17 protein-coding genes and 7 pseudogenes are annotated in these 17,541 nt (G+C 42.8%); 7 read left to right on the plus strand and 17 right to left on the minus strand.

Going from position 1 to position 17,541, the window contains the following annotated elements:
* Positions 1-35: 35 nt before the first annotated feature.
* Together ACYRY3_RS03305 and queG are read right to left on the minus strand one after the other, a co-directional pair.
* Positions 36-671, minus strand: coding sequence for an HAD-IA family hydrolase (locus ACYRY3_RS03305; RefSeq protein ID WP_460200346.1), 636 nt, complete (start codon positions 669-671; stop codon positions 36-38).
* The gene (gene queG / locus ACYRY3_RS03310) at positions 668-1,624 is read right to left on the minus strand and encodes a tRNA epoxyqueuosine(34) reductase QueG (protein WP_460200347.1); all 957 of its coding nucleotides are present in this window, start codon (positions 1,622-1,624) and stop codon (positions 668-670) included. Before queG ends, ACYRY3_RS03305 begins: the two co-directional genes overlap by 4 nt.
* 209 nt (positions 1,625-1,833) lie before the next feature.
* Between queG and ACYRY3_RS03315 the strand changes: the two genes are divergently transcribed.
* Together ACYRY3_RS03315 and ACYRY3_RS03320 are read left to right on the plus strand one after the other, a co-directional pair.
* Positions 1,834-2,355, plus strand: coding sequence for an orange carotenoid protein N-terminal domain-containing protein (locus tag ACYRY3_RS03315; protein ID WP_460200348.1), 522 nt, complete (start codon positions 1,834-1,836; stop codon positions 2,353-2,355).
* A gap of 308 nt (positions 2,356-2,663) precedes the next feature.
* Positions 2,664-3,086 carry a nuclear transport factor 2 family protein gene (locus tag ACYRY3_RS03320; protein WP_460200349.1) on the plus strand — a complete coding sequence of 141 codons (423 nt, stop codon included), beginning with the start codon at positions 2,664-2,666 and terminating at the stop codon, positions 3,084-3,086.
* A gap of 56 nt (positions 3,087-3,142) precedes the next feature.
* Here ACYRY3_RS03320 and ACYRY3_RS03325 read toward each other — a convergent pair whose 3' ends face one another.
* Positions 3,143-3,295: a hypothetical protein gene (locus ACYRY3_RS03325; protein WP_460200350.1), complete on the minus strand. Its 153-nt coding sequence runs from the start codon at positions 3,293-3,295 to the stop codon at positions 3,143-3,145.
* Here ACYRY3_RS03325 and ACYRY3_RS03330 point away from each other — a divergent pair.
* Positions 3,225-3,377, plus strand: a pseudogene (locus tag ACYRY3_RS03330) (type I glyceraldehyde-3-phosphate dehydrogenase); the annotation flags it as partial. The gene ACYRY3_RS03325 and the pseudogene ACYRY3_RS03330 sit on opposite strands and share 71 nt — an antisense overlap.
* Before the next feature lie 56 nt (positions 3,378-3,433).
* Here the strand turns inward: ACYRY3_RS03330 and thiL are convergent.
* Positions 3,434-4,453: a thiamine-phosphate kinase gene (gene thiL, locus ACYRY3_RS03335; RefSeq protein ID WP_460200351.1), complete on the minus strand. Its 1,020-nt coding sequence runs from the start codon at positions 4,451-4,453 to the stop codon at positions 3,434-3,436.
* Between the two features lie 83 nt (positions 4,454-4,536).
* Between thiL and ACYRY3_RS03340 the strand changes: the two are divergent.
* Positions 4,537-4,683, plus strand: a pseudogene (locus tag ACYRY3_RS03340) (Uma2 family endonuclease); the annotation flags it as partial.
* Between the two features lie 80 nt (positions 4,684-4,763).
* Here the strand turns inward: ACYRY3_RS03340 and ACYRY3_RS03345 are convergent.
* From ACYRY3_RS03345 to ACYRY3_RS03365, 5 genes and pseudogenes are all read right to left on the minus strand, one after another.
* Positions 4,764-5,870, minus strand: coding sequence for a peptidylprolyl isomerase (locus ACYRY3_RS03345; protein ID WP_460200352.1), 1,107 nt, complete (start codon positions 5,868-5,870; stop codon positions 4,764-4,766).
* Positions 5,871-6,052: 182 nt separating this feature from the next.
* Positions 6,053-6,466, minus strand: a pseudogene (locus ACYRY3_RS03350) (rhomboid family intramembrane serine protease); the annotation flags it as partial.
* Positions 6,454-6,771: pseudogene (locus ACYRY3_RS03355) on the minus strand (AAA family ATPase); the annotation flags it as partial. The pseudogenes ACYRY3_RS03350 and ACYRY3_RS03355, both read right to left, overlap by 13 nt.
* A gap of 21 nt (positions 6,772-6,792) precedes the next feature.
* Positions 6,793-8,316 carry a VMAP-C domain-containing protein gene (locus ACYRY3_RS03360; RefSeq protein ID WP_460200353.1) on the minus strand — a complete coding sequence of 508 codons (1,524 nt, stop codon included), beginning with the start codon at positions 8,314-8,316 and terminating at the stop codon, positions 6,793-6,795.
* A complete protein-coding gene (locus ACYRY3_RS03365; protein WP_460200354.1) occupies positions 8,306-8,896 on the minus strand; it encodes a WD40 repeat domain-containing protein in 591 nt (196 codons plus the stop codon). The genes ACYRY3_RS03360 and ACYRY3_RS03365 overlap by 11 nt, the downstream gene beginning before the upstream one ends.
* Here ACYRY3_RS03365 and ACYRY3_RS03370 point away from each other — a divergent pair.
* Positions 8,886-9,036 (plus strand): annotated as a pseudogene (locus ACYRY3_RS03370) (IS1 family transposase); the annotation flags it as partial. The gene ACYRY3_RS03365 and the pseudogene ACYRY3_RS03370 sit on opposite strands and share 11 nt — an antisense overlap.
* Positions 9,037-9,044: 8 nt before the next feature.
* Here ACYRY3_RS03370 and ACYRY3_RS03375 read toward each other — a convergent pair.
* The 5 genes and pseudogenes from ACYRY3_RS03375 to ACYRY3_RS03395 all read right to left on the minus strand — a co-directional run.
* The gene (locus ACYRY3_RS03375; RefSeq protein WP_460200355.1) at positions 9,045-9,446 is read right to left on the minus strand and encodes a type II toxin-antitoxin system VapC family toxin; all 402 of its coding nucleotides are present in this window, start codon (positions 9,444-9,446) and stop codon (positions 9,045-9,047) included.
* Positions 9,439-9,693: an AbrB/MazE/SpoVT family DNA-binding domain-containing protein gene (locus ACYRY3_RS03380; protein WP_460200356.1), complete on the minus strand. Its 255-nt coding sequence runs from the start codon at positions 9,691-9,693 to the stop codon at positions 9,439-9,441. Before ACYRY3_RS03380 ends, ACYRY3_RS03375 begins: the two co-directional genes overlap by 8 nt.
* A gap of 36 nt (positions 9,694-9,729) precedes the next feature.
* A complete protein-coding gene (locus tag ACYRY3_RS03385; protein ID WP_460200357.1) occupies positions 9,730-10,443 on the minus strand; it encodes a hypothetical protein in 714 nt (237 codons plus the stop codon).
* A 271-nt stretch (positions 10,444-10,714) separates the two neighbouring features.
* On the minus strand, positions 10,715-11,167 hold the full coding sequence (locus tag ACYRY3_RS03390; protein ID WP_460200376.1) for a DUF2267 domain-containing protein: 453 nt from the start codon (positions 11,165-11,167) through the stop codon (positions 10,715-10,717).
* Between the two features lie 722 nt (positions 11,168-11,889).
* A pseudogene (locus ACYRY3_RS03395) lies at positions 11,890-12,906 on the minus strand (sensor histidine kinase); the annotation flags it as partial.
* A gap of 16 nt (positions 12,907-12,922) precedes the next feature.
* Between ACYRY3_RS03395 and ACYRY3_RS03400 the strand changes: the two are divergent.
* Positions 12,923-13,666 (plus strand): annotated as a pseudogene (locus tag ACYRY3_RS03400) (proton-conducting transporter transmembrane domain-containing protein); the annotation flags it as partial.
* A gap of 149 nt (positions 13,667-13,815) precedes the next feature.
* On the opposite strand, the gene ACYRY3_RS03405 reads toward ACYRY3_RS03400, so the two are convergent.
* From ACYRY3_RS03405 to ACYRY3_RS03415, 3 genes are read right to left on the minus strand one after another with little or no spacing between them, the layout of a single operon-like run.
* Positions 13,816-14,226: an allophanate hydrolase-related protein gene (locus ACYRY3_RS03405; protein WP_460200358.1), complete on the minus strand. Its 411-nt coding sequence runs from the start codon at positions 14,224-14,226 to the stop codon at positions 13,816-13,818.
* Positions 14,227-14,237: 11 nt separating this feature from the next.
* Entirely contained in the window at positions 14,238-15,605 is a 1,368-nt protein-coding gene (gene atzF / locus ACYRY3_RS03410) for an allophanate hydrolase (RefSeq protein WP_460200359.1), read from the minus strand.
* On the minus strand, positions 15,602-16,174 hold the full coding sequence (locus ACYRY3_RS03415; protein ID WP_460200360.1) for an acyl-CoA carboxylase biotin carboxyl carrier protein subunit: 573 nt from the start codon (positions 16,172-16,174) through the stop codon (positions 15,602-15,604). Before ACYRY3_RS03415 ends, atzF begins: the two co-directional genes overlap by 4 nt.
* Between ACYRY3_RS03415 and chlP the strand changes: the two genes are divergently transcribed.
* The gene (gene chlP, locus ACYRY3_RS03420; RefSeq protein ID WP_460200361.1) at positions 16,079-17,119 is read left to right on the plus strand and encodes a geranylgeranyl reductase; all 1,041 of its coding nucleotides are present in this window, start codon (positions 16,079-16,081) and stop codon (positions 17,117-17,119) included. The genes ACYRY3_RS03415 and chlP overlap by 96 nt on opposite strands.
* Positions 17,120-17,541: the final 422 nt, after the last annotated feature.

Below are 17,541 nucleotides of genomic sequence, written 5' to 3' on the forward strand. Positions count from 1 at the left end.
GGACTAATGACCAATGACCAATGACCAATGACCAGTTAACAATTTTTTAGAACTTCTAATAATTCACTAGGGCGATCGATTAAAAAATTAGGATTTTGTTGTGCAAGCACTTCTTGTGAATTGAAGCCCCAAGTGACTGCTATCACCTTAATATTTGCTCTTTTAGATGCTTCTATATCTCGGGTTTCATCTCCAACATATATGACTTCTTGAGGTTTTATTTGTTTTTGTTTTAATACGTTGTTAATTATTGTAGTTTTACCAAAAATAGTGACTCCTGAATAAATAAACTCAAACAGATCGTCAAGTTCATTGGCTTTCAGAAAATCTATGACATTGTCTTGAGAGTTAGAGGTAATAATGCCTAATCTGTGACCTTCACTCTTGAGTTCTATTAGGGCTTCTTTGATACCTGAGATTGGCTTTAATTCTTTAATTGTGTTTTTTAACGCTGTTTTAACTCTCTTCACTAGAAACGGTATTTTAAAAATTGAAATGCCTGAATACTTAATCACTTCTCTAGAGCTTAAGTTTCTTAAAAGGGTAAGTTCTTCTTGAGTGATTGGTATATAGCCAAACTCTTGAGCAAGTCGGTTGGCAATACCTACAAGAGCATCAAGCGTATCCGCAACCGTACCATCAAAATCAAAAATAATTACTTTCTGGGTCATTCTACCGCCTGGTGCAATGCCTCTAGATTGGTACGAGCATTTCGTCGTAACATTTCTGGCTTAATCCGTCGCAATGCCGAGGCTGGGAATCGCCTATCCCACTCTCGGTCTGATATTTCCGCTAATTCTACCAACTTCGGTGCAATATTCCCAGGGTACGGTTGAAACTCTACAACATCTGTTTCTTTGGCAAAACGTTGGTTCCAAGGACAAACGTCTTGGCAAATATCGCAACCTGCTACCCAGCCTTGTAAATGGGGTTTCACTGTCTCAGGTAATTTTTCATTGCGATTTTCAATTGTATGGTAGGCTATGCAGCGATTGGCATCTATGACAAATGGATCGGTAATAGCACCTGTAGGACAAGCCTCTATACAGCGAGTGCAGTTCCCGCAATGTTGGGTGTGGGGGCGATCGCATTCCAACTCCAGATTTGTCAGCACTTCTCCTAAAAAGACCCAAGAGCCATATTCTCGAGTTATGACGTTGCCATTTTTAGCAATCCAACCTATTCCGGCTTTTTGCGCCCATACTTTATCTTGAACCGGACCAGTATCTGCATAATACCGAGCTCGGGCTTTGACTTCGCGTTCTTGCAACCAGAGTGTTAGGGCTTTGAGCTTTTTGTGCATCACCTTATGATAGTCGCGTCCCCAAGCATAGCGAGAAATTTTGGCATATTCTTTTCCTTCAGGGCGCTGATGGGGTGTGTAGTAGTTGAGAGCCACACAAATTATAGAACGCACCTCTGGCATGACCCCAAAAATGTCTTGACGTTTGGGATTAGCCATCCATTCCATATCAGCATGGTAACCCAATGCCAGCCATGCTTGTAATCGTTGACTTTCTGCGGTTTCACCCTCATCTGCAGCAACAATTCCTACCCTGTGGAACCCCAAGCTCAGGGCTTTTTCTTTAATGTCACTGCTATTTGTTCCTGGGGATCGATTCATTTATCTTATCTCAGATTTGCCACGGCTATGGCTCCATTATTCTATATCAGTCAGTCAATACTCTTATTTCTTTTCCCTACAGATATTATATGTAAATTTTATTTGCAATTTGTAAATTAATAATGCAATATGTAAATCAAGGGGCAACACAAAAAGAACACAAGCCTCACACGATAGCAGCAAACTAACTAATCGACTGTGGTGCCATCATGACATTCTTTACTGATTCAACACAAAGCAACTTCTACAGTGCTTTCAACTACAGCACCCAGCCAGGTGATGCTGTTTCCTCCTCCATCGCTGTATTTAAGAGTCTGAGCGTGGATGACCAGTTGGCAGTACTCTGGTATGCTTACACCGAAATGGGTCGTTCCATTACACCAGCCGCTACAGGTGTAGCACGTTTACAGTTAGCCGAAGGTTTATTAGATCGGATTAAAAAGATGTCTCACTCCGAACAGTTACAGGTCATGCGCGACCTGGCTGCTAAGAGAGATACTCAAGTTTCTCGCTCCTACGGTATTTTAAGCAACAACACAAAATTAGCTTTCTGGTACGAGTTATCAGAATTGATGGTTAAAGGTTTCGTCGTTCCCATGCCCGGTGGCTATCAACTCTCTCGTGATGGCGTAAAGGTGTTGGAAGAACTCAAGCAATTGGACTTCGGCCAACAAATTACTGTCTTCCGTAAAGTAGTAGCAGACATGGGCGTAGACCCCCTAGCTGACTAATCCCTACTTTATCCTCCCAACTTTCCAATTCTCGTTCCCTATTTCCCTTTAGGGAACGATTCTTTTTAAGGGTTAGTAGTTAGTGGTTAGTAGTTAGGGGTTAGTAGTTAGTGGTTAGTGGTTAGGGGTTAGGGGTTAGTAGGGTAGGGACTGCCTACCATTATTAACAGTGCCTACCAACAATATAACCATCTTCCATCTGCAGATTGATTTCCACTGACAAACATTAATACGCCAAAAGCAGCTTTTATCAGCAACTGCTTTTCTATACAAATTAATAATTGAGCTAACGTGCTATAGGTATATCTATGACTGCTGCCAATCCCACACCTACAAAGGTAGGCGAACCATTTCAAATTGAGGGAGTTACAGAACCAACCATACTAAGTTACTTTCAAACTTTGAATGCAGGAGATTTTGAGCAAACCGCTGCTTTGTTTGCAGAAGATGGAGTCATGCATCCCCCATTTGAATCTGGTCTTGTTGGGCGAAATGCGATCGTCCATTACTTGCAACAGGAAGCTCAAGACCTGAAAGCTTATCCCCGTGAAGGGATTTCTGAAGAATTGGATGGGGAACAAATTCAATTTCAAGTTACGGGCAAAGCCCAAACATCTTGGTGTGGCGTCAATGTTTTATGGTTTTTTACACTCAACCAACAACGACAAATTGTCTATACAAGGATTAAGCTTTTAGCTTCTCCCCAGGAATTACTTGCTTTAAAAAGATGAGGTAAGTAGGTCGGTAAGAAAAAACGTAACTGGTAAGGGTCGTCCCCAGTCATCTGTCATTGGGAGCCACTGCGTTGCTCTGGTTTCCAGAGTTGTAGCAAGTGGCGTTCATTAGTAAGGGTTTCAGATGCATTTACATGTACTGATGCTTCTTCCATCATTGATGCCAGCCTGACTCTGGTTATGGGTGGCGACTTAGTTAAGGTCATGGCTTGGTATGACAACGAGTGGGGTTACAGCCAGCGCGTTCTCGATTTAGCAGAATTAGTAGCCGAAAAATGGTCCAAGTAGTCCTTTGTCCTTAGTCATCGGTCATTTGTCATTTGCTAAAAACCAAGGACTAAGGACTAATGACCAAAATGTTGAAATCCCCGACTGAGAGTCAGAACTTGGTCGGGAATTTTTTTATCTGAATTACGTAAAATTACTGTTGACTCAGGCGCGATCGCTCCTATGATTGCAGCTTTATTCCCAAGCTTTTGTACAATGTTCTGGGCTGCTGGTTTTGGCAAGCACAACACGAGTTCAAAATCTTCTCCACCGTATAAAGCGTATTCCAGTGCTTGTTCCTTTGTCAGCCACCAATCAAATGCTGCTGGTAGAGGAATTCGATCCCTATCAATAACAGCCCCAACTCCACTGCTGCGGCAAATTTGTACTACAGCATCTGCTAAACCGTCACTGCTATCCATTCCGGAGATGGGGAGGGAGGGGGGATCGAGGATTTCCCAGAGTATGGGTAGAACGTCTAATCTGGGAAATGGTCTTTGATGTGCTGCGATCAGTTCTGCGCGATCGCTGTCACTGAGTTGTTTTCCTAGTTCGGGATGTAGAAGCAATTGCAAGCCAGCTGCTGACGCTCCATGGACGCCTGTCACAATAATGACATCTCCTACTTTCGCTTTGTCGCGTCGAATGGTACGCGATGGGTTGACTTGACCGAATGCGGAAATAGCTATCGTTATGGTGGGCGATCGTACTATATCCCCACCGACAATTGGTGTATTGTGCTGTCCCAAACATTGTGTCATTCCCTGGTACAGTCGCTCTACCCAACTCACAGAAACATCACCGGGGAGTCCTAACCCCACAGTAATGCCTAATGGAGTTGCCCCCATTGCCGCTATGTCAGATAAATTTGCCGCAGATGCTCGCCAACCAACATCTTCTGGAGAAGTCGTGAGATCGCTAAAATGCACACCATCAACCAAGACATCAGTAGTTACCACTAAAGATTGACCGGGTTCAGTAGAAAGCACAGCCGCATCATCCCCAATAATGTCTGAAGGGCAATAACGCTGCAATATTGTTAAAAGCCCTTGTTCTCCGATATCTTGAACTCGCAAAGAAGATAATTCACTATTCACAAACCCTCTTTAAAATTACAATATCGTCTGAATAATTTCCTTGATTAAGTTACGATAAAAGTAACGCTTTGGAGTCTGTTGGTATGGTCACCATACCAACAACTACTCTCACCTTTGAAGAGTATTTAACCTATGATGGAATGGGTTTTCACTATGAGTTGGTGGATGGCAGGTTGGAACTCATAAACCCACCCACGATTCAACATTTTCTAATCGCCGATTTTAATGACTGTCGAACAAGTATTTGCTGCCAGTCATCTTGGTTAATCAGCTATCAGCTAATAGCTAATAGCTGATAGTTGATAGCTATTTACGCAACATTGGGTTCGATTAAATTTTCTGTCCCTTGAATCACTTTGGCAGATTCAATTTTGTCACCTGCTTTCAGTTGATCCAAAACTTCTTTCCCTTCAGTCAAATAACCAAAAACGGCATAGCGACCATCTAAAAGATTGCGTCCTGCTGGAGTCAGTTCTGGCTCAAATAAGAAGAAGAAGAATTGTGAAGAACCACCATTCACATCACCTTCGGGACGCGCTAATGCCAAAGCACCAAACGCGGAAAAAGGAAGGACTGGTAAATCCGTATAACGACCTGCCTGTTCTAAAGTGATACCGTATGTAGGTTCTTTATCACCTTGTACGAGGACTTCTAGTGGAATAGCACGGTATTTGCCTGTTTTCGGATCGATAAAACCCACTTCCTTCCCTGGTGGATCTCCAGTTTGCAACACGTAGGATTCTTCAGAACGAGTAAATTCCAAGCCATTATAAAAACCACGTTGCACCAAATCCACAAAATTTCCAGCAGTGACAGGGGCGCTATAACCATCTACAACGACAGTCAGGTCACCTTTACTGGTTTTGATTTCTACAGTTGCACGACCTTTGAGTTGGGGTAAATTGCTATATTCATCTGGTACTTCAAAGGGGTATTCCTTGACCATTGACTCTTCTAAAAGACTCACCAAATTTAGCAATTTAGCCCGTTGTTCCCAAACTTTTTCTTTATCTTTTGTTTTAACAACTTCTTGCAAAGTGTTAACGCCAGACTTCAACTCAGAAATCCAAGCCTCAGCTTGCGGTTTTTTTTCTTCTGAAACACTGGCTAATAGTTGGGCGGGTTTATCAAGAATGCGCGATGCTTTGCTCAGGTCTTTAGAGATAGCGCCCCAACGTCTATTTGCTCGCAGTTGGTTGGATATGTCTTCTAAACTCTCTTGCAATTGCCGCACTGGTTTATTATCTATTGGAAGTGCGTACCGCAAAAGAGCCCTACCATCAGTAATGGCATTTCCGGCAGGTAGCGCAGCACGACAAGATGGTGTCCACCCAGCTGTACTTATTCCTAAAAATAGGGTTACCAGCAGCAATGCAATGAGGCTGTTATGCAGCCAGGATTTCAAGATTTTGGACATGGGATGGCTTCAATGCAACATCAGATTGTTAACAAGATTTAACTCATCAATAATCTTCCCACAGTACTGCAAACAGTTTAGTTCTTAGTTTCAAAGGTATATTATTTTACTATTAAGAGGGAACGGGGAACCCGGTTTGATTCTGAACAACCGGGTCTTAGTGGTGACTTTAGATATTCCTATCAATCCTGCCTAAACAACCCCAGTAATGGACCAAGAATTAAACCAAACACAAAACCACCAATATGAGCCCAATAGGCGACTCCTCCTGTCTCCATACTCATGGCGGATGGTTGTAAGCTAGCCAGACCGGATATCACATTTTGGACAATAAAAATTCCTATAAGGAGCATTGCAGGAACTCTGATTGTAGTAATAAAAAAGCCCAAAAAGACTAATGAAACAACTCCTGTACGGGGAAAGCGGATAATGTAAGCACCCAAAACTCCTGCAATGGCACCACTTGCCCCCAAAGAAGGAATTGCGGAATTTATACCAATTATCCACTGACATAAAGCTGCTAGAGCACCACAACTCAGATAGAAAATCAGGTATTTAAAATGACCCAAGCGATCTTCAATATATAAGCCAAAGATGTTTTACCCGTTCCCGGTTTTCCTGTAACTAACAAAGGTCGTCTTAAATACAGGGCTGCATTTACCATATTAATAACAGTATTTCTGTCATTACTTTGATCGGTGTGAATCCGGAAACTTTTCCCCCGTTCCTCATTCCTTATATTCTGCTCTAGTCCATTACAAAAATTTTGCCAGCGTTGCTCAATTTCTTCAACTATCTCATCATCTGCACCCAAAAATTTCCGCCAGTTTGGGGGAGGAGGAAGACGGTTAATATTATCGTGCGGTGTACTATTGCCTTGAAAAATTTTCCAATCAGTCATGTTTTTAAATTCACCTCATGATTATTGTCCGGGGGGTTTTAATTCAAGCATGACATCAGGGGTAAGACGATGGGGGTCTTCCCATAGAACGGCTAAATGAAAACCTAAATGTTCCTCTGTTTGAGCATCTGCTTTTTCTCTAGTTTGTCTAACTGATTCACATAAATGACATAATGGTTTAAAAGTTAATATTTCATCTATTGCAGCCACTTGAGCGAAATTAGGAAGATCGCGTCTTGTCCAAAGCGCAATTGGTGTTGTGCTGTGTAAGATGGCTTGAAATAAATCCCTAGTTTTGGCTTTTGGGGGAGCGCAAGTTACCTTAAGTCCAATTTTTTCCTTTAAACTATTTCTCAACGACTTCCAATTAAAAGTTTCCATTTCTTCCAGATGTTCAAATAGTTCTTGAATTGGTTCGTTGTGTAAAACAGTTTTAACCTTTTTCCAACACTTATACCAATCAGACAGATACCGATCTAAATAGTCAAGATTCAAACGTTCTAGCGATCGCAGTCGAATTGGATACTTAATACCTAAAGTTATTTCCTCTACAATTGGGTCAGAAATTTTCCAGCGATCTACCTCTGTACTCATCAAATCCATAGGTAAAAATAATTCAATAATTAACTGATATTGTTTACCTCTAAGATATGTTAAACTTGTCTTCAGAAATTTGTTCAGTTGTTTTGGTATGTCATGAAATTTACATAGCGTTCCCTGTTGCCCTTCATCTTTATCAAGTAATGATGTAAACTTAGATAAATCATTTCCTGGTACTGAGTCATCAATAATTAACCAAGCATTCAGTAAAAACTGTTCATTCTCATCATCACAGCGCTCAAGGGTAGCGATTAAATAGGATTCAAGTTGTCCTTCTTTGTTAGAAAAAAAATCTGTTGAGAGTTTGTTTCCATTGTCTTCTGAGTGCTTTTTTGATGCTAGTGCTTTAGCAATCCCGCTCAATTTATTACGAATCTCTTGAGGAAGATTTTCATCTTGGCTTAATCTATTAAAAAACTCAAACAATCTTCTAAATTCATCAAGTTCTTGTAATATTTGTGTAATATTATTTCCCTCTAAATTCCATACACTGGCATCGGGAGGTAAAGCGTCTTGATACGCTTGTTGAATACTCTCTGGAGGGATACCAGAAAAATCTAAATCTCTTAAAGATTCTTGAGAAAAATTAACAAATTTTTTGTCTTTAGACAGCAATTGAATAAATGTACAATTTTCATAAACATTACGCTTATCAATATCTCTTCCGGCTGCGTCCCCACCCTGAGTTTTTTGATGAATACTGCTTGCTGCTTGAATGGCTTTAACTAAGGCTTCTATCGCTTCCTCATCCCACTGTTGATAAATGCGATCGCCTATATGAATATCTTTTCCTTCTCCAATCTTGACATTATACTTACCCAATTGGAGAGTTAGTAGGCGATTATCCGCAGCACTTAACGCCTGACGCAACAGGGATAACTCTGTTTCAGAGTGTTGTCCTTCGGTAATCCTGTCAATAATCCGTTTTAAATCTTCATCTGTCATGGCTTAAGATATAGGGGATTGGGTAAGGCGATCGCTCCTCAAGTTTATCCATACCTTCTAATTGCAGGATATGTACACATCCCAATATATCCCCTGCGACTATAGTTGTATTATCTGGGGCAACAGTACAAGTGAGGAGGGTACTATCCGTACTGAAACTAGCGATCGCTTTTCCTTTCTCCAAATCCCAGACCTTTAAGGTGCGATCGCTAGCAACGGAAACCACTTTTGAACCATCAGGAAAAACCGAAACGCTGAGGACTTGTGCATTATGACCTTTGAGAGTATCGATTTCTTTACCAGTGGCTAAATCCCAAATTTTGAGGCTGCTATCCCAGGAAGCAGAAATTACCTTTTTTCCGTCTGGTGTTACTGCTACACCCCAAACCCGGTCTTCATGACCTGTTAAAGTGCGAATTTCTTTGCCATTTTCAATATCCCACACTTTGAGCGTGCAGTCGTCAGCAGCAGAAATTGCCCAATCTCCGTTGGAGGTAATGGTTACAGCTTGGATACCCTTACTATGACCTTGCAACGTTTGTAACTCAGTACCGCATACCTTTTGGCTCAAAAAAAACAAAATCTGGCTATGGACGGTAGTAAATCATTTTTACTCTTGGAATTTTGGCTTGGGTATTAGGAGACCATAGCGCAGAAACTTTTAAGCCTTTGTGGGATATAGTTTGCTGCTGGCATTGTTATTTTTACGTGACTGACGGTTAGTTTCCTCAACGAACCAAATTAATCGTAATTTCCAGAGATAAACTACTCCAAACTTTATCTGCTGTTAATACAGCTAAATTTAAGCGTTTGCCTAAAGCAAGACAAGCTCTATCACCTAATGATAATCCTGAACTTTTAGTTAAAGAGCGAAATTTAGCTATGTTTATAGCATCTTCTTCGCTACAAGCAATTATTTCTAGACTATTTGGTAATAATCCTTCATCTCTTAATTGTTTAATAATGTCGTCTGGTGATTCTCCTAAATCTACAACTTTTGATAATACCTCTATCCAATTAATAATACTTATATAGCACCCATCAATCAAGGCATTTTCTACAATTTCTGCTCCTGGTTCATCTCTAAGATAAGCTAAAAGGGCAGAAGCATCTAACACAGATTTATTCACTTAAGTACTCCTGTCTACGTTCTTGAATGAGTTCATCAACCAAGTTTCTATCAGGTAATTTATCTTTTAATAAACCTCTTAGTTTTTTCACTTGTTGTTTAATGCTGACTAATTGGATTTTTCCGTTGTCTTCAAGCGTTAGAATTAGACGATCGCCTGATTCTAAATTGAGTGTTTGTTGGATTTCTTTAGGTAAAGTTAAACGTCCTTCCGGCTCAATATCAAGTGTATATTGTGCATTGCCCACCCTACTACTTCAAGGGGTGGGTGTGTCAATAACCCTTTAATTTAAGTAAACCTGTCCGCTTTGTTGAATTCTAATGACACCTTGCTCGTTAGTGGGGTTTGCCTGTTCATTCAAAGAAAACTCTATCAATCCAGACTGAGTGGACACTGGAATCACTTGTACAAAACCATTATCTTGGCGAACAGTGGTGATAGTCACGGGTACTGGTAAGTTTTGCAGTACCACTTCTTGTCCTCCTGCAAGAATGCGTCGGTCTGTGTGTCCAATGACTTCGTAGTTAATCACAGCGTTTGTGTCATTCTTGATTCTGACAGAGACTTGTCCATTTGTAGGGGTAACAGAAGCGATGGGGGATTGTTCCTGTTGTGGTAGTGGCGTTACAGTTGCAGAATTTTGTCTGCCGGAGTAGTTTTGATTGTTCCCAGAGGGTGCTTCACCACCAACACCCAACCTTATCTGTTCTTCTGTTGGGTTAGCAGGAACAACATTTACAGCCGCATTACCTTGAGATGATAACTGTTGGGTTATGGCATTGGCTGGGCATCCTTGAGGAACCAAAACTCTGTTATTGTGAGGTTCTTCGTAGAAAATGCTAGGGCAGGGGTTAACTTTGGCATTTGCTCTTTGTTGAGGTTGGGAGACTTGCTGAGCTAATGTTAGAGGAATAGCTGATAAACCAATAAGCAATCCTCCACAAATAGCACCGAAAATTTGTGCTGATTTGTTTAAAATTGGATATGAATTGTTCATATTTTTCTCCTGAGAAATGTATAGAAAATAGTTTTTATAAATGCACTCGAGGTAATAAGTTAAATATAACAATTATTAATACTTTCTTACTCTAACTATAGAGATGAAAACAAATAGTAGCTTAAATAAGTCTTTCTACCCCAAGTAAGAAGTTTGTCAACTTTTATGACATCTTTCATTCTTTAAAGAAGGTGAGTTTAGACAAACAAAGCCCGCTAGTGCGGGCTGTGGAATGATGGGAATTCACAGTGATGGTTGCAGGCTTATTTAATTAAGCTTCTTCCCAAAGTTGACGAACATGGTCGGGTAACCAGCTTGCTATTTCCTGGATTCTTTCTTGCGATAATTCGTCTTTGGTGGCAGAAAACACAGCTTTAACGACCATTTCGCGGTCTACATTTGCTTGCAATCCACCTTCATTTGCAACTCTAAATAAAAAGCGGTCGGAATCGATTTTGAAAATACCAGGACCTTGCCAAGGTGGACGAACACGGCTGAGGAAGCCTACGAGGGGATTGGTATCTCTCCATAACTCTGCAATTTCCATTGCCAGAGATTTGTCTTCTGTGATTTCAGCTGGTTTGTGCAGTTCGTCTGCAACTCGGTCGGCAGCTTCTGTCGTCATCAAGTCGCGCATGACTCGATAAACGACTTCGGTTATGTCCCTAGCGTCAAAGATATCCTCAAGGTTGCCCCTCAGCATCACCTTCTCTAAAAAAGGCATATCTTTTGTAGCGATGGGAACTGCGGGTCCTTCTCTTAGTGCTTTAGGAGGGTTTGCCTCCATTTTTTCTAGCATTTTCTGACCTTTTTCAGTCAGTTCTGCCTTTTTAAAGGTGATTAAATGAGGCAAAGGACCATCTGCTGCACCAAAGGTATTGGCGATTCTAAAGTCAACTTCTTTGGGATTCGCTACATCAGGAACGTCTTCCTGATTACCGTAGGCATTACCCGTAAATTCTGCATTGATATAATGCATTTGGTTCAGGTAATCCAAATGACCTAAAAGGTCAGTTGGAGTCATCTCTCTGCCCGCTAAGTCGGTTTCTGTAAAACCAACTTCGTGCATTTCGTCCCCAGTTTCTTGTATTTTTTTTAGTATAATATAAGCGACATCTTCTCTAATGGGAATTGTCATCTAACCCTCCTTCATGCATTGTTTTTAATGCATTGAATTTGAAGTCATTTTTGCCAAGAGTAAACTAGCAGCTTGCAAAACTACCGCGAAGGTGAGAGGAATTCTAAAAGTAGTTTGCAAAACTGCTAGAAGTTGAATTTATGGCTCACTTCATCAAGCATTGCCATTAAATTAGTAGGTAAAGCGATCGCCATACATCTGTCACAGGAAACACCTTTTTATCTGCCATGAGAAGCATTTGCAATTTTAGGTGTTAGGAGTTAGGAGTTAATGGTTAGTGGTTAGTAGGAAGACAACTAACTACTAACCTAACTGTCAAGAGTGACGGGTAAAGTGACAGTAACAGTGGTGCCAATGCCTTGAGTACTTTCTACTTGAATAAGACCTTGATGGTTTTGAACAATTGCTTGAGCGATTGCCAACCCCAAACCAGAACCAGTTGAACTTGGCGAACGCGTGTTTCCTGCGATGTGGGTACGTGCGGGATCGACACGATAAAATCGGTCAAAAAGGCGAGGGATTGCTTCTGCAGGAATACCAACTCCGGTATCCATCACCTGAATTTGTAGATAGGCATTGCTATGACGCAGCCCGGAAACACGGTTTGTTGCGTCTATACGTGCCAGTGCAACACTTACTTCTCCTGTGGGTAAAGTGTACTGTAAAGCATTGGCAATTAAATTTGTAAACAACCGCACGAGTTGGTTCCAGTCCCCAACAATCGTAAACCAATTATCCAGTAATTCATGGCTAGTTTGTGAAGCAGGGGGGTCAATTAAATTTAGAGATAGGGTTATACCTTTTTCTGTTGCTAAGAGTTGTTGCTCTTCAACGACTTCCATTAACAAAGCATCAATAGGACAGGGGGAAAAAATTTCTTTGCCAATCCCACTATCTTGCCTTGCTAAAAATAGTAAATCATTCACTAACTTACCGAGGCGTTGTGTCAGTCTTTCTACAACTTTTAATTGTTGTTTGTAGTGAGAGGGAGTAATACTTTCTGTTTGTGCTAACTCTAGATCGGCAAGAGCAACTTGGACATTAGTTTGAATCAAGGTAATAGGGCTTCTGAGTTCGTGAGAAGCATCAGCAGTAAACTGTTTGAGGCGTTGATAGGACTCGCGCACTGGTTCCATTGCTTTACCTGAAAGAAACCAACCGCTTGCTGCAACGGAGATGACCATCAATCCAGTCCCTAATGCTAGGTCAAAAATTAACTGGCGGCTGGGTTTGGTAACTTCAAACCAGGGATGGCTGACGCGCAGATACCCCAAAACTTGCCGACCCATTTGCACTCGTTCTGTTACTTGTCGCAGGAGCAGGGGAGGGGGAGTGGGAGAGTGGGGGGCTTGCTGTGCCTTTGCTCAAAACAACCTCAAGCGTCGCTTGGCATACTCATCAATTGCCCACATGGGATTTGTCCTGATTGGTATTGCCTCCTACACAGAAATGGGCATCAGCGGTGCAATGCTGCAGATGGTATCCCACGGTTTGATTGCTGCGAGCTTGTTCTTCCTCTCCGGTGTGACTTACGAACGGACTCACACTTTGATGATGGACAAAATGGGCGGTATGGCAAAAGTTATGCCCAAAACCTTTGCTCTCTTCACAGCAGGTGCGATGGCTTCTCTAGCACTACCCGGAATGAGCGGTTTTGTGGGTGAGTTGATGGTATTCCTGGGAATTGCGACAAGCGATGTTTACAGCTCTAGTTTCAAAGTTGTTGTTGTGCTTCTATCAGCAGTTGGTGTGATATTGACTCCGATTTACTTGCTGTCCATGCTACGTGAAGTTTTCTACGGTAAGCAAAGTCAAGAATTGGTTTTAGATGCTGTAGTACAGGATGTCAAGCCTCGCGAACTGTTCATCACTGCTTGCTTATTAGTTCCCATCATTGGCATCGGCTTCTATCCCAAACTAGCGACACAAACTTATGATGTGAAGACTGTGGCAGTCGCAATGCATGCCCGTCAAGTTCTACCAGTTGTTGCCGAACAGCAACCAACAAGTTTATATTCCCAAATTTTTACAGCGCCCACGTTGGCGGATTCAGAAATTCCAGGGTTGGTTAATATTGCTGAGTAAATATCTGTTCCAAGAGGGCTGGTGCTATTAATTCATAGGAGAAAAATAAGGTGGGGGTGATTTGGCGATCGCCCCCACTAATATTTACAACCGTTGTCAGGGAGAACGATCGTTTGCTGCTGTTTGTCAGGGCGAACGCCCGAGAGCCTCTACCGTAAACTCGTTAAATAATTGCGCCAGCCCCCATATTGGGAAATGTCTTGTGCGTTTAGAATCCCATAAGGTTCACATAAAAACCCTTTGACAGAGGAACCATCTTCCAAATCCAAGGTGCCAATCGCTAGGGGTGGGGGTACTGCGGCGACAAAAGTACCGAAACCTTCTGCACTCAGTTGCCAAACTTCTACCTCAATGCCTACTCCAGAACCATCAAGAACTTTAACTAATCCAGGTTTTGGGGGTTGGGTATTGTCAAGGGCGTAGAAGCGATAGGTGGGAGCGGTTTTGCAAGTTTTTAGTAAGGTCGCATGGCGCTCTTGCAGCTGATAATTCAACGGTTGCCCGGTAAGATGGGCACCGACGACAGCAAGACTAATTTTATCGGTGGATATATTTGACACGCAAAAATTCCTCACAGAGTTATTCCACAGGTGGTGCCCATGTGATGGTGATAGCGAGCACCCAATTGACACAGTGCCTTGTCTTGAAACGCTTGCCCCATTAAAGTGATGCCACCGGGCAAACCATTAGGACAAAAGCCAGCCGGAAGGGCGATCGCGCACAAGTCCAGCAAGTTCACGAAATTGGTATAGTAGCCTAGGTTAGTGTTGAGGGCAATCGGGTCGGCTTCTACTTCTGCTTTGGTGTAGATAGTTCCCGCAGTCGGCAATGCCAAAACATTGACTTTTTGCCATTGTTGTGCTGCTTCTTTCTTTAGTGCTTCTAGAGTGTAAAAACCTTTGAAGGTATCCACCGCCGTGTAGTGCAAACCATTGCTAATAATATGGCGCACAATGGGATGAATGGCATTAGCTTGAGTTTCAAAGAAGGATTGAATGGCGGCGAGCCGTTCTGCCACCCAAGGTCCGGAGTAGAGCAAGTTAGCAACTTGATGAAAGGGCTGAAAATCAATTTCAACACGCTTCCCACCAATCTCCTCTAATCGCTGTAATGCCTGCTCGTACAATTCCGCCACTGCTGCATTGCCAAAGAAATTCAATTGATTTGCCTTGGGCACTCCAAAGGAAAATGATGGTGGAATTGCTGCGGTTTGTGGTGGAACTTCGCGGGAATAACTATCGGAGGCATCACAGCCACTGGCTACTTGCCATAGGAGTCCAGCATCTTGGCAATTCAATGTAAAAATGGAAACACAATCAAGGGAGCGACAGGCGGGCACTACCCCGGACATACTCAAGACACCTCTAGTGGGTTTGAGTCCGATAATGTTGTTAAATGCCGCTGGAACTCTTCCAGAACCTGCTGTATCGGTACCCAGGGAAAAGCTGACGAGCCCCGCTGCAACAGCTACGGCGGAACCAGAACTAGAGCCACCTGCAATATAATCCTCATGGAAAACGTTGCTACAGGCTCCATAGGGCGATCGCACACCCACCAATCCCGTTGCAAACTGATCCAGATTGGTTTTGCCGATAAAAATTGCCCCAGCTTGAAGCAAGCGATCGACGACAGTTGCCGTTTTTTCGGGGATGTAACTGTAAGCAGGACAGGCAGCAGTCGTAGGGATTTTTGCCACATCGATGTTATCTTTCACGGCGAAAGGTATACCGTAGAGAGGCAAGTCGTGTAAATTTTTGCCAGCGAGGGTTTGAGCTTGAGCCAGCGCCTCTGCTTTTGGTAATAGATGAATCCAGACAGCATCGTTTCCCCGTGCATCAATGCGGCGATAGACTTCCTCAATGACATCCGTTGGTTGCAATTGACCGCTGCGATAAGTTTTGAGGAGTGATTCAATATCCAGACCGATAAAGTTTATCATGTTGTCTCTCCTCGAATAATTGCCAATATCTGTCCGGCGGTCACGAGTTGTCCCGGTTCGCAAAGGACTTCTACCACCGTTCCTGGGTCATCTGGAAGCAAGGTCATTTCCTGTTTCATTGCTTCCAACACGATCGCACTCCTATCTTCAGCGATGCGATCCCCCGGTTTGATTAACACCTGCCAGACGTTTGCCGTCGTTGGTGCGGTTAGGGCGTAGCAATCATCGGGAATAGTCATTGCAGGTGCTGGTGCAGAATCCACAGGAGCAATTGCGCTTTCCTCTGGGGTTGTGGCTGTCCAGCGATCGCGTTCTTCTCGAAAGGCAATTTGCTGGCGGGTTTTGAATATCGTCGCCTCTGCTGCAATTTCCTGCAAAAACTGTTGATAGTCGCGAAATTTAAACGTGGTTTCTTCTACCTTGAGTTTGAACTTACCTTCAATAAAATCCTCTCGGAGCCGCACGAGTTCTCCATGAGAAACCGGATAAAATCGAATTTGGTCGAAGAATCGCAACAGCCAGGGTTTACCATCTTTAAAATCCGCCGTTTGTTTGTAGCGATTCCACATCTGCACGTGCTAGATGGTTATCTACGCAATCGTGCGGCAAAACTGGGCGCAAATTTGATTAATGCCACTGTTCATAAACTCGATATTCCCACCAACAATACCGATCCTTATACCATTCATTACGTAGACCATACACAAGGCAGCGCCCAGGGAATTGCCAAAACCCTAAAAGTCGATTTGATTATAGGGGCAGATGGAGCTAACTCTCGCATTGCTAAAGAAATGGATGCGGGAGATTATAATTATGCGATCGCTTTCCAAGAGCGAATTCGTCTTCCCCAAGACCGAATGATGTACTACGAAGATCTCGCCGAGATGTACGTCGGTGATGATGTTTCTCCAGACTTCTACGCTTGGGTTTTCCCCAAATACGACCACGTTGCGGTTGGTACTGGCACAATGCACGTTAACAAGGCGAGTATCAAGCAACTACAAGCTGGTATTCGCGCCCGTGCTGCTAAAAAACTCGCTGGCGGTAAAATTATCAAGGTCGAAGCACACCCCATTCCCGAACATCCCCGTCCTCGCCGTGTCGTGGGCAGGATTGCTTTGGTAGGTGATGCTGCCGGATACGTTACCAAATCTTCTGGTGAAGGCATTTACTTTGCTGCCAAATCCGGACGGATGTGTGCTGAAACCATAGTAGAAATGTCCAACGGTGGTAGCCGCATTCCTACAGAAGCTGACCTCAAGGTCTATCTGAAGCGTTGGGATAGGAAGTACGGTCTGACCTATAAGGTTTTAGACATACTACAGTCTGTATTTTATCGTTCCGACGCCACACGTGAAGCTTTTGTAGAAATGTGTGACGATCTCGATGTACAGCGGCTTACCTTTGATAGCTATCTGTACAAAACTGTTGTGCCAGCTAATCCCATCACTCAGTTGAAAATTACTGCTAAGACTATTGGTAGCTTACTTCGCGGTAATGCTCTAGCTCCTTAAACAGGCATATAGACAAAGGGAAAAGGGGACAAGGAGAGATAAGATTGGTTCTTTCCTGTCCCGTTTTTCATTTATAGTCGCAAAATTTACCCCACCCTAGCCCTCCCCTTGTCAAGGGGAGGGAATTTTATTTCTTGTTTCCCCCCTTGATAAAGCTTACTTTTCACGGGATCTGGAAAACCTCACTTCCATTCCGTCCTGCTTTTGAGAGGCTTTGAATTCTCCCCCTTCCCTTGTAGGGAAGGGGGTTGGGGGGTTAGGTAAGAGCGTTGATTTTTCCAAATGGCGTGAAAAGTCAGCTTGATAAAGGGGGTAGTTGCTCGGGAGAAGGACGGAGTATTTTTTTTTACAGTAGAATTATCATGATTTTTTTTTTTTAATATAAAAATATAGAATTATAAGCAATGAATTAACAATAGATA

It is taken from the genome of Scytonema sp. NUACC21, from assembly GCF_054684315.1.